This window comes from Veillonella absiana (assembly GCF_032970865.1).
Classification (GTDB): Bacteria; Bacillota; Negativicutes; order Veillonellales; family Veillonellaceae; genus Veillonella; species Veillonella absiana.
Genome location: NZ_JAWJZB010000009.1, coordinates 20631 through 35241 on the forward strand (window position 1 = coordinate 20631; position 14611 = coordinate 35241).

13 protein-coding genes are annotated in these 14611 nt (G+C 41.9%); all 13 read right to left on the bottom strand.

All coding sequences use genetic code 11. The features are described from left to right. Window positions 1-103: 103 nt before the first annotated feature. The 13 genes from RVY80_RS07965 to RVY80_RS08025 all read right to left on the bottom strand — a co-directional run bounded on the left by RVY80_RS07965 (window position 104) and on the right by RVY80_RS08025 (window position 14588). Window positions 104-3511 carry a DNA polymerase III subunit alpha gene (locus RVY80_RS07965; RefSeq protein ID WP_317330176.1) on the bottom strand — a complete coding sequence of 1136 codons (3408 nt, stop codon included), beginning with the start codon at window positions 3509-3511 and terminating at the stop codon, window positions 104-106. A gap of 10 nt (window positions 3512-3521) precedes the next feature. Then, a complete protein-coding gene (locus RVY80_RS07970; protein ID WP_317330177.1) occupies window positions 3522-4256 on the bottom strand; it encodes a M48 family metallopeptidase in 735 nt (244 codons plus the stop codon). 154 nt (window positions 4257-4410) lie between these two features. Then, window positions 4411-4764, bottom strand: coding sequence for a helix-turn-helix domain-containing protein (locus tag RVY80_RS07975; protein ID WP_295189971.1), 354 nt, complete (start codon window positions 4762-4764; stop codon window positions 4411-4413). Window positions 4765-5015: 251 nt separating this feature from the next. Continuing rightward, entirely contained in the window at window positions 5016-6317 is a 1302-nt protein-coding gene (gene hemL, locus RVY80_RS07980) for a glutamate-1-semialdehyde 2,1-aminomutase (RefSeq protein ID WP_317330178.1), read from the bottom strand. A gap of 9 nt (window positions 6318-6326) precedes the next feature. Continuing rightward, window positions 6327-7301: a porphobilinogen synthase gene (hemB, locus tag RVY80_RS07985; protein WP_317330179.1), complete on the bottom strand. Its 975-nt coding sequence runs from the start codon at window positions 7299-7301 to the stop codon at window positions 6327-6329. A 53-nt stretch (window positions 7302-7354) separates the two neighbouring features. Beyond that, a complete protein-coding gene (gene cobA, locus RVY80_RS07990) occupies window positions 7355-8866 on the bottom strand; it encodes a uroporphyrinogen-III C-methyltransferase (protein WP_317330180.1) in 1512 nt (503 codons plus the stop codon). Then, window positions 8863-9801 carry a hydroxymethylbilane synthase gene (hemC, locus tag RVY80_RS07995; protein WP_317330181.1) on the bottom strand — a complete coding sequence of 313 codons (939 nt, stop codon included), beginning with the start codon at window positions 9799-9801 and terminating at the stop codon, window positions 8863-8865. The genes cobA and hemC overlap by 4 nt, the downstream gene beginning before the upstream one ends. Window positions 9802-9806: 5 nt before the next feature. Further along, complete coding sequence (gene hemA / locus RVY80_RS08000) at window positions 9807-11078, bottom strand: glutamyl-tRNA reductase (RefSeq protein WP_310745999.1); 1272 nt, start codon at window positions 11076-11078, stop codon at window positions 9807-9809. Continuing rightward, a complete protein-coding gene (locus RVY80_RS08005) occupies window positions 11047-11706 on the bottom strand; it encodes a precorrin-2 dehydrogenase/sirohydrochlorin ferrochelatase family protein (protein ID WP_295193700.1) in 660 nt (219 codons plus the stop codon). Before RVY80_RS08005 ends, hemA begins: the two co-directional genes overlap by 32 nt. A gap of 63 nt (window positions 11707-11769) precedes the next feature. Next, complete coding sequence (locus RVY80_RS08010; protein WP_317330182.1) at window positions 11770-12345, bottom strand: DivIVA domain-containing protein; 576 nt, start codon at window positions 12343-12345, stop codon at window positions 11770-11772. Window positions 12346-12364: 19 nt separating this feature from the next. Then, window positions 12365-13150, bottom strand: a complete 786-nt coding sequence (locus RVY80_RS08015) for a YlmH family RNA-binding protein (RefSeq protein ID WP_295189995.1) — start codon at window positions 13148-13150, stop codon at window positions 12365-12367. A 2-nt stretch (window positions 13151-13152) separates the two neighbouring features. Then, window positions 13153-13944, bottom strand: a complete 792-nt coding sequence (gene proC, locus RVY80_RS08020; RefSeq protein ID WP_295189999.1) for a pyrroline-5-carboxylate reductase — start codon at window positions 13942-13944, stop codon at window positions 13153-13155. Between the two features lie 131 nt (window positions 13945-14075). Then, window positions 14076-14588: a cell division protein SepF gene (locus tag RVY80_RS08025; protein ID WP_295190002.1), complete on the bottom strand. Its 513-nt coding sequence runs from the start codon at window positions 14586-14588 to the stop codon at window positions 14076-14078. Window positions 14589-14611 lie beyond the last annotated feature (23 nt).

The window sequence follows — 14611 nt, forward strand, 5'->3', positions numbered from 1 at the left end:
TTACTTAATGCACACGAGAATTTTACATGGTCATGATGCTGGTGCCATAAATTTACTGAAAGCATCAAGCTGGCATTCATCATGATATAAATATACTGCTAATTTAATGCAGTTCTACGGCCCCATCACCCAATATTTTCTCCACAGCCTGAATATTTTCATCCGTCACCGCCATATACATATTTGGTGGCAAGTTAATGCGTTTCCGTTGTTTATGAAGTAGCAATACAGTTTGTGTATTGCCTTCCGTACTGAGTAATAATTGTTTCAAGGCCTCGCTATTTTGTGGTGTATCAAATTCTGGACGAATATGAATGCCTATTTGTCTAACCATGGCATAGTTGACCTTCAATGGACCAACGGAATCGGCAATAATTTGTACGCCTTTTTCATCCGCATCAATACGGCCTTTTACTTTTACAATCAGGTCCACAGCCATATATTGCTGTGCTTTTTGATAGGCTTTAGGGAATACTACAACGCTAGCCGCACCGGAGAAATCCTCCAAACGGATGATACTCATCACTTCATTACGGCGTGTCATACGATCACCTTTTGTACTAATGAGCCCTCCAATAGTCACTGTTTGGCCATCGTATTGTTCAGGATTTTCCATGAGTTTACCCAGTTCAAAAAGACCTTCTAACTCCTTAGCATAGCCATTTAATGGATGTCCAGTGATATAGAAACCAGTGTATTCCTTTTCGTCCTTTAATTTGTCCTCCATAGCGAGGTCCTCTAATTTTGGTACTGGAATCATATGCACCGATTCCTCCACCTCGCCAAAGAGACTCATGGTACCCATGGCTTCATCTTTTTGCTGTTTCGCCCCCACTGCTTGAGCGGCCTCATACATATGGAGTAATTGGTTGCGATTTTCCTCAAAGGAATCCATAGCTCCGCAGCGAATGAGACTTTCAAGAAGACGTTTATTAACCACCTTGCTATTCACGCGACGGCAGAAGTCTACGAGACTTTCATAAGTGCCATGCATATTGCGTTCCTGAATCAATGTATCGATGGCGTTATCGCCGACATTTTTGATGCCCCCAAGACCAAAGCGAATGGCATCGCCCTGTACGGCAAAGCTACGTTCCGAATAGTTAATATCTGGTCCAAGCACTTGAACATTGTGTTTTTTGCACGCATTGATATAATATGTAAGCTTGTCCATGTTTTGCATAAAGCTCGTCATGGTAGCCGCCATAAATTCAGGGAAATAGTGCGCCTTGAGGTACGCTGTTTGGTACGCAATGTATGCATAAGCCGCACTATGTGATTTATTAAAGCCATAGCCTGCGAAGTATACGAGCAAGTCAAATACTTCGTTGGCAATTTTTTCATCAATATTGTTATTTTTAGCGCCCTCTACGAAGGATTCACGTTGAGCTTTCAAAACAGATTCCTTTTTCTTGCCCATGGCACGACGCATTAAATCCGCTTGTCCGAGGGAGAAACCGCCCATGGCAGAGGCAATTTGCATTACCTGTTCTTGATAGAGAATAACGCCAAAGGTATCCTTCAAAATCGGTTCCAAAATTGGATGGAGGTACGTTACCTCTTGTTGACCGTGACGGCTCTTGATAAAGTCTGTTACCATGCCAGATCCCAATGGGCCTGGACGATATAACGCCACGAGAGGAATCAAGTCCTCGAAATGGGTCGGTTTCAAATCCATCACAAGGCGCGTAATCCCTTCCGACTCGAGCTGGAACACGCCAGATGTATCACCTTGACATAAAATTTCACAAGCCTTAGCATCATCCAATGGAATCGCATCTAAATCAATGTCGATACCGCGGTTGGCCTTGATAAGTTTAAGGGCATCCCCCATTACCGTCAATGTACGGAGTCCCAAAAAGTCCATCTTCAGAAGGCCTAATTCCTCGATATTATCCTTGTCGTACTGGGTAACAAAACCTTCTTCATTGGAGTTCTGTACTGGTACATGATCATCCAGAGGGTCTGCGGAAATTACCACACCCGCCGCATGAGTGGACGAGTTACGAGCGATGCCCTCTAATTTCAAACCGAAATCAAAGAGTTCCTTTGCCGACGGATCTGTTTCGTATAATGTTTTTAGTTCTTTACCTTGCAAGGCCTTCGTTAAGGTAATCCCCAATTCATTAGGAATCATCTTAGCAATGCGATTGACCTCGGCTAGTGGCAAATCTAGCACCCGGCCTACGTCTCGAATGACGGCACGAGCCGCCTCAGTACCAAAGGTAATAATCTGGGATACTCGTTCTTGGCCATATTTACGCGTTACGTATTCGATGGCCTTGCCTCGTTTTTCGTAACAGAAGTCAATATCAATATCAGGCATGCTGATACGTTCAGGATTCAAGAATCGTTCAAAGAGCAAATTATATTTTAATGGATCAAGTCCTGTAATCCCTAAGAGGTACGCTACTACAGAGCCGGCCGCACTACCACGGCCAGGTCCTACGAGAATATCGTGCTCACGAGCATATTTTACATAGTCCCATACGATGAGGAAGTAATCCTCAAAGCCCATTTTTCCAATAACGCCTAATTCATAATCAAGGCGATCCGACAATTCCTGAGTAGTTTCACCATAGAGGCGTGGAATTTCCGCCTCGCAGACCTTGCGTAAATAGGATTCTGCCGTTTCCCCTTCAGGCACGTCAAAATGAGGCAAATGATGTTCATCAAAATTGAACTGCACATCACAACGGTCCGCAATAGCCAAGCTATTTTCGATAGCCCCTGGAATATGACCAAAGAGCTCCGCCATTTCATCCCCACTCTTGAGGTAGAATTCATCATTGGGGAATTTCAAACGGTCTATATCAGCGCGACGGCGACCCGTAGAAATACAAACCTTAATATCCTGTGCATCGGCGTCTTCTTTGTGAACATAGTGGAAATCATTAGATGCGACAATACCAAGACCATATTCATCAGCTAATTTCACCAATGCCTCTTGGGCACGTAATTCCTCTGGCAATCCATGATTTTGAATTTCCAAGAAAAAATTGTCCTTCCCATAGGTTTCAATATACCATTCGATGGACCGGCGTGCCCCCTCCATATTGTCTTGCAAGACAAATTGTGGTACTTCCCCTTGAATGCAGGCACTGAGGGCAATAATTCCTTGACTATATTCACGCAATAAATCATGATCTGCGCGAGGTCTAAAATGATAACCTTCTGTAGATGACTTGGATACAATTTTAACGAGATTACGATAGCCCTCCATCGTTTCAGCGAGCAAAATTAAATGCTTTAATTTCTCTCGAGAACGACCTTCTGGCTTCTCAAATCGACTCCCCGCTGTCACATAGACTTCGCACCCAATGATTGGTTTAATTCCCTGTGATACACATTCCTTATAGAAATAAATAGCCGCATACATATTGCCGTGATCTGTAATCGCTAGGGCCGGCTGATTCAATTCCTTCGCTCGTGCCACCATATCTGGCAATCGACTAATCCCGTCAAGGAGGCTAAGCTCCGTATGACTATGTAAATGAACAAATGGACGCATAGGCTCCTCCTTACTTGTATCTAAAATACTCATTTAAATCGTGTTTTCGCTGCTTCCAATCCGGCAAAAATGATTCTACCAAGTTATGAAAGTTCGGCGAATGGTCCAAATGAATAAAATGGCAATACTCATGAACCATAATATATTCAATATAACTTTGAGGGGCTTCCAATAAACGTTGATTCATTTTGATGATACGCTTGCTCAACGTACAGGAACCCCAACGGCTCTTCATGATTTGTTGTTTAATAATTGGCACCGGCACATCGATATCTCTTTGATGAAAGCGCTCATACACCACTTGAGACCAATGAGAAAATACGCGGCTGCCCAAATGTTTCCAAAATGTATTGAGCAATTTTTGCTTGTCATCTCGCGACGCCTCTGGCTTCACATAGAGGTACAAGGTCTCCTTACCATCATACACGGCATATTGTCGTTTACGGCCTTGCAATGGTTCCAATTGAATCTGTACGGGTGTTCCGAGGATAGTCATCTCCTCCCCCGTTACATATTGTAGTGGCTCAGGTCGATTCTCTGCGGCCTTGGCATAGCCTAATCTTGCTCTCGTAATAAAGGGTACCTGTTCAATGACAAAGGCATCCACCTGGGATACTGGTGTACGCCATGACGCCGACACTTGGACGGAACCATCCCGTTTTACCCGAAGGTTAATGTTTTTTACGGCTTTCACCGTGAGCTCGTATTCAATTTTGTCCCCATTGTAAGTAATCGTTCGTTTCATAGCCACCATTATATTAATTCTTAATAGTTCTATTTTACCACATTCGTCTATATTTTGATGTTCTATAAATGCCCTATAAAAACAATAAAACACCAAGTGTATAGTGAAGCAATCATCGCTTTACATTTGGTGTTTAGTACTATATATTAATTTACTAAAGTTTATTTTTTTCAAAACGCTCAAACAATACAGTGAGTTCACGAACAATCTGTTTTTTTTGAGATTCTTTTAATTTATAGGTTTCACCATTAAATCCAATCAGTTTATTCTTGGCAATGGCTCCCATATCATAGATAATACTCGATGCATCCACTCTATAATTTACGAGTTCATCCAAGGTAATACCATAATAAGTAGCTAATACACAGAGTGTATCTAAATCGGGCTCACGATAGCCAGTTTCATAATTAGACAAGGCGGCATTGCTAATCCCTATAGCCTCCGATACCTCTATTTGACTTTTTCCCATCCGTAATCGAGCTTCTTTTAAATTCTTGTATAATTGCATCTAATACCCCTCTTCTCATTCTATGATCACAGACATCACTTTGAATTACAATCGAGATGTTACTTACGTAGATTTACATTTGGACTAGTCTTTCCTAACTATATTATAACTACCCATAGTTAGTTTGACAATACGAGTTATAGAACCATGTTAGAACAATATAGATTTCTTATGTTACATGAAAAACAATCTATTCTTACAGAAAAAAAGAGCTCCTCTTGCACAATAGTATACAAAAGGAACTCATTATATTACATATTTTTTGCAATTTCTCTGAAAGCTTCGCCAGCAATTTCCAAGGTTGTATCAATATCCGCTGCCTTATGAGCAAAGGACATGAAATTACTTTCATAAGAACTTGGCGCGTAATAAATACCCCGTTCCAAATTATAATGGAAGAAGGTTTGGAAATGATCATTGTTGCAAGCGCAAGCATCATCAAAATTGAGTACTGGTTTATCCGTGAAGAATATAGTAAACATGGAGCCTACACGTTGGACCTGCACAGGTACACCATGTTCAGCAGCGAGTTTACGATACCCTTCGCATAGACGTTCTGTAGTATCCTCAACAGATTTAAAGATGGTTGGGTCTCGTTGCAAAATGGATAGTGTAGCGAGGCCTGCTGTTACTGCGATGGGATTGCCACTCAATGTACCAGCTTGGTAAATAGGGCCACTTGGTGCTACTTGACTCATGATTTTAGCAGAACCACCAAATACAGCCATTGGCATACCACCACCGACGATTTTACCAAGACATGTCAAATCAGGTTTAATTTTGTAAAGCTTTTGAGCCCCACCGCTACTTGCACGGAAGCCACACATCACTTCATCAAAGATTAACACCGCATCATGTTCCTTCGTCACTTCCCGAAGCGTTTCAAGGAATCCTGGTACTGGAGGTACACAGCCCATGTTACCAGCTACTGGTTCTACGATAATAGCTGCGATTTCATCGCCTTTTTCAGCAAATAAAGATTTTACTGCTTCTATATCATTGTAAGGGATGGTAATCGTATTCTCAGCCACACCTTTTGGTACACCAGGGCTATCTGGTACACCGAAGGTAGCAAGGCCAGAGCCGGCTTTTACCAAGAGGGAGTCGGAATGACCATGGTAGTTACCGATAAATTTCACGATACTATCACGGCCTGTATAACCACGTGCTACGCGAAGGGCACTCATTGTTGCCTCTGTACCAGAGCTGACCATGCGAAGCATTTCCATGTTTGGCATAAAGGCTTGGATTTTTTTCGCTAATTCTGTTTCGAGCAGCGTTGGCGCACCAAAGCTAGTGCCACGAGGAATAGCCTCTTGAAGGCTTGCAATAACCTCTGGATTGGCATGACCTAGAATCATTGGGCCCCAGCTCAATACAAAGTCAATGTATTCATTGTTATCGATATCATAAATGCGACTACCACTAGCACTACTAATGAAAGGAGGAGTAGAGCCTACACTGCGATAGGAACGAACAGGGCTGTTAACCCCGCCGGGTAAATAGCGTTTCGCATCATCAAAGGCTTTTTGAGATTTTCCTAATTGTAACATATTATCTCCTCAGGCTTTCAACCAACGAGCAATATCCATCGCATGGTAAGTGATAATAATTTTAGCACCCGCCCGTTTAAAAGACATCATCGTTTCTAATACAAGGCGTTGTTCATCAATGAGGCCTTGAGCTGCTGCTGTTTTCACCATCGCATATTCGCCGGATACATTATAAACAGCCAATGGCATATTATATTGATATCGAGCTTCACGAACGATATCCAAATAACATAATGCTGGCTTAATCATAATGATATCAGCACCTTCTACGATATCAAGTTCAATTTCACGCATAGCCTCTAAACGGTTGCCTGGATCCATTTGATAAGATTTACGATCCCCAAATTTTGGTGCCGAATGCACCGCATCACGGAATGGACCATAATAAGCAGATGCATATTTTGCTGCATAGCTCATGATGGAAACATTTTTAAATCCTACCGCATCTAATGCTTCACGAATAGCACCTACTCGACCATCCATCATATCCGATGGTGCTACCATGTGTGCACCAGCTTGAGCGTGACTCACTGCCACTTGGCAAAGCAAAGGCAATGTTTCATCATTCAAAATTTCATGTTCATCAATCATTCCACAATGACCTGTGGATGTAAATTGACATAAACAAACGTCAGATACAACCAATAAATCTGGTACTGCTTGACGGATAGCTTTAATAGCTTGTTGTACTGGCTCGGCCAAATCCCATGCAGAAGAACCTCGTTCATCTTTATAAGTAGGAATACCAAAGATTTCTACACCGCGAATACCTAAATCATAGGCCTCTTGCGCTACCTTTACGGCCTCATCCACAGATAGATGATATTGACCTGGTAGGGATGAGATTTCCTCACGTACGCCAGTACCTGGAACGATAAATAAAGGATATATTAAATCAGATACATCTAAACTAGTTTCACGCACTAAATCGCGCATACCTTGAGATGTACGCAAACGTCTTGGACGATACGTTAAATCAAACATACTGTGCCTCCTTAGAATTTCTGGGCTCTTACGGTTCACAAGGGTCCACGTAATTATTTTACATCAGCTAGAATAGCATCTGTTAAACCTTCTGTTGTATATACCTCACTTACAATGTCAGGCTGCAATCCATTTTCCACAACCGTTGCTGCTGTAATAGGTCCGATACAGGCAATGCGGGCATTAGCTAACAATTCCTTCGCATTAGCACCTAATAACTCTAACGCATTTGTTACCGTAGATGAGCTAGTAAATGTAATATAGTCTACCTCACCATTTTCCAATGCAGCTTCTAAAATATCTTGTTGGGAATCATCTTGTACAGTTTCATACAAACGCAAAATATCCACATGAATGTCTAAATGACGAAGTTCACGAGGAATAACACCGCGTGCTACCTTAGGCTGAATCAATAGCACTTTATCATTGGCAATCACCAATGGTTCTAAGGCCTCTACAACAGATTCGCCACGGTAATTGGCTGGTACTACATCAGGTATAATCCCATAGTCAGTAACGGCCTTAGCCGTAGCACTACCAATAGCACATACCTTATTAGAGCCTAAAGATCGTACATCTTTTCCGTGAGCTTTCAATGTATCAAAGAAATAGCGCACACCTTCAGCAGAGGTAAATATGATGTATTTATAATCTTCCAAGTGTTCTACAACGCGAATATCTGCTTCAGATAATTCCAATGCCTCTGTTTTAATGGTAGCCGCTTCAATCACATTAGCACCTAATGCCATCAATTGTTCTGTTAATACACTAGCTTGAGCTCGAGCGCGAGTCACTAAAATCGTCTTGCCAAATAATGGTTTATTGTCAAACCAACGCAATTGTTCGCGGAGATTGACTACATCACCTACCACGATAATGGCAGGGGCCTTGATTCCCGCCTTATGTACGTCGTCTACAACGTGTTCAAGGGTAGATACAAGGACCTCTTGCACTGGTTTTGTCCCCCAACGAACGAGGGCTACCGGTGTTTTAGGAGAGCGACCATGTTCGATTAAACGAGAGGAAATTAATGGCAAGTTTGTTACGCCCATTACGAAACAAACTGTATCTACAGCAGTTGCTAATCCATCCCAATGAATACCAGATTCTGGTTTTGTTGGATCTTCATGACCAGTCACAACAGCAAATGATGTCGCCATGGCGCGTTGTGTCACAGGAATTCCTGCATAAGCTGGTGCCGCAATAGCAGATGTCACACCTGGCACAAATTCAAAAGGCACATTGCCTTCACGAAGAGCCATTGCTTCTTCACCACCACGTCCAAACACAAGGGGGTCTCCACCTTTTAGACGGGCTACAATTTTACCTTGTTGACCACGTTCCACTAATAAAGCATTGATATCCTCTTGCTTCATAGTGTGATTACGACAACGCTTTCCTACATATACGAGCTCGGCCTCAAGCTTTGCCCATTTTAATAAATGGCTATCTGCCAAATAGTCATACACAATTACATCAGCTTGCTCGATGCATTCACGACCTTTCACAGTGATCAATTTAGGATCCCCAGGGCCAGCACCGATTAAATACACAATGCCTGTCATTTTATAATTCCTTCCTGAACGAGGGCGTCTACAATGCGTTTACCGCCTTCTTCATATAACGCTTTTGCTAAATTTTTACCAAGAATTCCCCCCTTGCTAGCAGGTCCTGTGATTTCACCTTCGTACACAGTTCTCCCATCAAGCGAAGAAATAATAGCCTTTAATGTTAATTGACCTTTATGAATCGTACCATGTACGCCCATAGGAACTTGACAGCCTCCATTTAATTGACGAAGGAAACTACGTTCCCCTTCCACGGCCTGTCTTGTGCTTTCATCATTAATGCGCGCTAGCATTTCTAACATTTCTGTATCATCCTCGCGACATTCGATAGCCAAGGCCCCTTGACCAACAGCAGGAATCATTTCGTCTGCTGTGAAAGTCTGCGTAATACGTTCTCCTAATTCAAGGCGTTTTAACCCAGCTTGGGCGAGCACAATAGCATCGAGATTTTCATCCTCTAATTTACGAAGGCGCGTTTGTACATTACCACGAAGCACAGAAATCTGTAAATCTGGACGTACATGAAGAAGTTGTGCTTGACGGCGCAAACTGCTAGTCCCTACACGAGCACCCTCAGGTAATTGATCAAGTGTTTTATATTTAGGAGATACCAAAGCATCATAAGGCTCCTCACGTTTTGAGATAGCCCCTAATACCAATCCCGCTGGTAAATCGGTAGGCATATCCTTGAGGCTATGAACGGCTAAATCGATATCTCCATTATGCATAGCCGCCTCTAACTCAGCAGTAAATAGACCTTTACCACCAATTTCAGCGAGCGGTTTTTCTAAAATTTGATCACCCTTTGTATCAAAGTGAACTAGCTCTACTGTAATATGAGGATATAATCGTTTCAATTCAGAACCTACATATTCCGCTTGCCATAATGCGAGGGCACTTTTTCGTGTGCCAATTTTTATGATAGTTCTCATAATGCTTACCATTCCTTCTCGAGGTTAAACATATCTCGGAATAAATCCCAATATAAACCTTCTTCTTCCTTACCGGCGATTTCACCAAAACGAATCATCGGATCCCGAAGCATTTTACGTACAATCATACGACTCATAGCGTCGATGATGCGGCGTTCATGTTCTGATGCATCTGGTAATTTTACCAGTGCTCTATGCAACTCGCGACGTCTGATGTGGTCTGCCTTTTCTGTGAGCAATGCCATCATAGGACGAACGGATAAATAACTTAATTTATCCAGTAACTCTTCAATCGCATCGTGAATAATTGGTTCTGCTCGTTTTGCCTCTTCTTCACGCTGATGTTTATTTTCTTCCACAACGCTTTCTAGCGCATCGATATTGAATAGATAAATACCATCAATTTGTGCTACCTCTGGATCTATATCACGAGGTACGGCAATATCAATCATTACAATAGGTTTTCCCTTACGCAATGCTGCAATTTCTTTCGCTTCTTTTTCATTAATGATGTAATGTGGTGCCCCCGTAGAGGTAATTAAAATATCTGCATCCTTAGCCTGCATAATATATTGATCTAATCGTACGGCATGGCCACCAAATTTTTCGGCTAATACCTCTGCCTTAGCATACGTTCTATTGGATACAAAAATAGTTTTAACACCTTTAGATTGTAAATGTGTAGCCGTGAGCTCACTCATAGTACCAGCCCCTAAAATAAGGACCGTCGCTTCACTCATTGGTTTATCCAAGCAATCCTCTGCCAAATTCACCGCCGTATAACTTACGGATACAGGTGTATTCGCAATGCCCGTGTTAGTGCGAACTTTCTTACCAACACCAATGGCCTTTTGGAACAAAATATTAAATACAGTGCCCGTAAATCCTGCACTGTACGCTTCGATATAAGCAACCTTTAATTGACTAAGAATTTGGCCTTCACCAAGCACCAAGGAATCGAGACTAGCAGAGACTCTAAATAAATGTTCTATGCAATCTCGTTCTTCGTGAAAGTAAAACCACTCTTCATCAATGATATCGGCGCCTTTTAAATCTCTTACAGCCTCTAGCATAAATGCCTTAGGCTCTTCAACGCCTTCCAAGACTGCGTAAATTTCTGTACGATTGCATGTAGACAGAATTACACACTCGGAAATTTCTTCATATCCATAGAGGCGGTTCAGTGCGCCAGGTACCTCGTTTTTATCAAACGCGAAACGTTCACGCACCTCAACAGCAGCGCTTCTATGGTTTAATCCTAAGACCACTAATTGCATGGTGTAGTTTCTCCTCTATCATTGGCCATTCTCCCTTGAGAATTGCAGCTAATGTATGTTCTGTTAGATGGGTACGCCAAAACATTTGACGTTCCTCTATATCGGGAATCAGTAATTTAACGTCTTCTCTCATAATTTTAAGACTTGGCAAGGCAATTTGCAACTCACTATAGCGATTTGTCATATCCATTCTCAACAGTTTGTTAATCCGTGGCCCCACAGAATTAGCACTGATGGCCAGATGTATATCCCCAATAGTGAGCGTTGATGGTACGGTAAAATCACAATCATCCATACGATCACTACGATTTACGAGAAAATGATGCTTCCTCGCCCATCCTGCAACCTCTTCATTGACCTCACTGGAATCAGTACAAGCAAATACAAGCTGACAAGATTCATGAAAATTAATAATATCTCGTCCTACCTCACTAGTAAACGCCACATCTCGCCACTCCAGTTTGCCTTGTTCAGCCCATTCACGTATAGCATTCGTTACAATAGGGCTAATGACAAGAATCTGACAAGGTTCATCTAAAAATGGACGTAGACGGCGTTCTGCCACTGCACCACCACCGATAAAAAGTATTGTTTGCTGTTGTCTTGTTACAAGAGAAATCGATACCATTCTTATCACCTTAATACTATAAAAAAATCGGCTTGAATGCTTCAAGCCGATTTGCGATTGTCTTTATTTAGCCGCTGTTGTTTCCACAGCTGCATCTGTAGTAGTATTGTCTTCCGTTACCACTGGGGTAGCAGTCTCTTTGCTTTCGTGGGCTGCTTCTGCATTACCACGGATTGTTTCTTCTAACTTACGGTCATCCAACACTACATCTTCAAGCATTTTCAATTGAGAATGTAAAATGGATTCCATTTTTGTACGGAATACCGCGATATCATTGCGAATGATAGCATAACGATCACGTGCTTCGCGAAGAGAACTTTCTGCACTATCCAAAATGGATTGACGTTGTGCTTGCGCATCTTGAATAATCAATTCTGCTTCTTTACGAGAGGCGGCTTTTACATTTTCGCCGGTTTCTTGAGCCAACACTAATGTGTTATTCATCGTCTCTTCCATTTGTTCGTATTGAGCAATACGTTTTTCCAAATGTTCGATTTTTTCTTTTAATTCACGATTTTCACGATACAATACTTCGTAGTCCTTATTGATTTCAGCCATGAAAGTATCAACAGCTTCTTTGCTATAGCCACGAAAGCCTGTTTCAAATTCTTTATTATGAATATCCATTGGTGTAATCATAGTTGTATATCCTCCTAAATCACATAAAGCGCTTGAGATAAACCCCAATTCGACCCTTACGAGATGTACCCGTAATTTGCTCAACTTTCATTCGGCCACGACCACGCATAGAAATAACGTCGCCTTCTTTAACCTCTTGAGCTGGACCTTTTGCTGGTTGCCAGTTTACTTGTAATAGGCCTGCATTCACAGCACTCACAAGCTTTGTGCGAGACACACTGAAACCAGAAGATGCTACCGCATCTAACCGTAACGAGGCTACGGTTGTTCGTATCTCTTTAACTTTTTCTTCCTTTGGTGCTATCTCGGTGAGATCTAATGGAGTTACAGACACCGTCACCATAGCAATTTTCACAAAGTTTTGAATGACAAACTCGGCTACACTTTCATCCACTAAGAGTTGTGCTCCACCTTGTTGCATAATAACATCACCGAATTTAGAACGGTCAATGCCTAGCCCCATCAAAGAACCTAATACATCACGATGTGTGAGCAAACGGAATCGTGGGTCCCAAGAAACCTGTAATGCACAGATACCCATGTCTACAGTACCTTGGAACTCGGAGTCAACAAAGGCGATGCGGAGGCGTTCCGCCCCCTCATAACCACCATAAGATTCTACGCGTAGCTGAGGATAATTAGCACGCACTGCATCGGCTATAACCAGACCGGCAGGACTCGTAAAATCAGTTACCCGGAAGGGCTTACCTTTTACGACTTGCTCAGCCAGATCAAGCATACGGCGCGCTTCTTCACCATTGCCACTAGCTTCAAAATAACGAATTAATTTATTTGTATCACTCAAATTTATTTCCCCAATTCATTGGATCGTGCTAAGCAAGCGAGAACACCATCGTGTAATGCAGATCGAAGACCACCTTTTTCCATCGCTGCAATACCTGCAATAGTTGTTCCTCCTGGGCTTGTCACTTGATCACGCAAGACAGCTGGGTGTTCACCAGATTCCACAGCCATTTTACCTGCACCATACATGGTCTGAGCTGCTGCTTTAATCGCTAAATCACGAGGTAACCCCATGCGAACACCTGCATCAGCTAGAGCATCCATAATGACAAACATGTATCCTGGGCCAGCGCCAGATAGAGCACTTAAACAATCTAAATGAGATTCCTCTACGATAGAAACAACCCCAACAACTTCAAATAATTTAACTACTTGTTTTGTATATGGTTTTGCTTGTTCTCCATAGGCCGTTAATGCTGTCATACCTGCACCAACTGCAGCTGGAGTATTTGGCATAGCACGGAACCAAATAGCTTGTGGTACCGCTGCAGATAATGTACTAAGAGTAATACCTGCCGCCAAAGAGATAATAATTGTACCTTCAGGTACATCCTTTAGCTGATCTAACACACATTTCATAACCTGTGGTTTCACAGCTAATATAATTGTTGTAATGGTGGATAAATCCGGTAGCTGAGTGCTTGCGTTAACGCCAAAGTCTTCTAATAATGTATACGCATGTTCTTCTGATTTTACAGTCACATATGTATTCTCAGGCAATAGTTTTTTAGCCTGTAGTGAACGACTTAGAATAGCGCCGCCCATAGCACCAGCCCCAATGAATAATGTTTGCATGGCACTTTCTCCTATGTATTAATACAGTTACTACTCAGTAACCTTAGAATTTAGTGATAATCAATCTATCAGTACTAACTAATAAACGATGAATCACTGCTCTCATCCATCAGGTAAAATCTATAACAAAATTACGCTTTTGGTTGTTCCCATGTAAATTGAGAATTCAAATCTGCCATATTAGCTTTCTCGTTATGGTCGATAGAAATATTAACTGGTACGCACATGAAAATGTCTTTACCAACTTTTTCCAATTTACCATCTAATGCAAATGTAGCACCAGATACGAAGTCAACAATACGAGCTGCTTCATGAGGATCTGTATTTTCAAAATTAATCAATACAGGACGCATATCGCGTAATTGATTAGTAATATTTTCAGAATCTTCAAATACTTTAGGTTCAATAACAATAACTTTCATCGCTGTAGGTCTTTGAGTCATAGCGGATTGGCCTCCTACTTTACGTGGACGGAATGAAGAATCAGTAGCAGCATTTGCTACTGGTGCTGCTTTTGGTTGTTCAGCTTGATAGTCATCTTCGTATTCATCATACTCGTCTTCGTATTCATACTCATCATCATAGCTATCATTATTTAAACCAACAAAATTCTTGAATTTTTGAATTTGATCGCCGAAACCCATTGTTATTCCTCCTAAATGATATT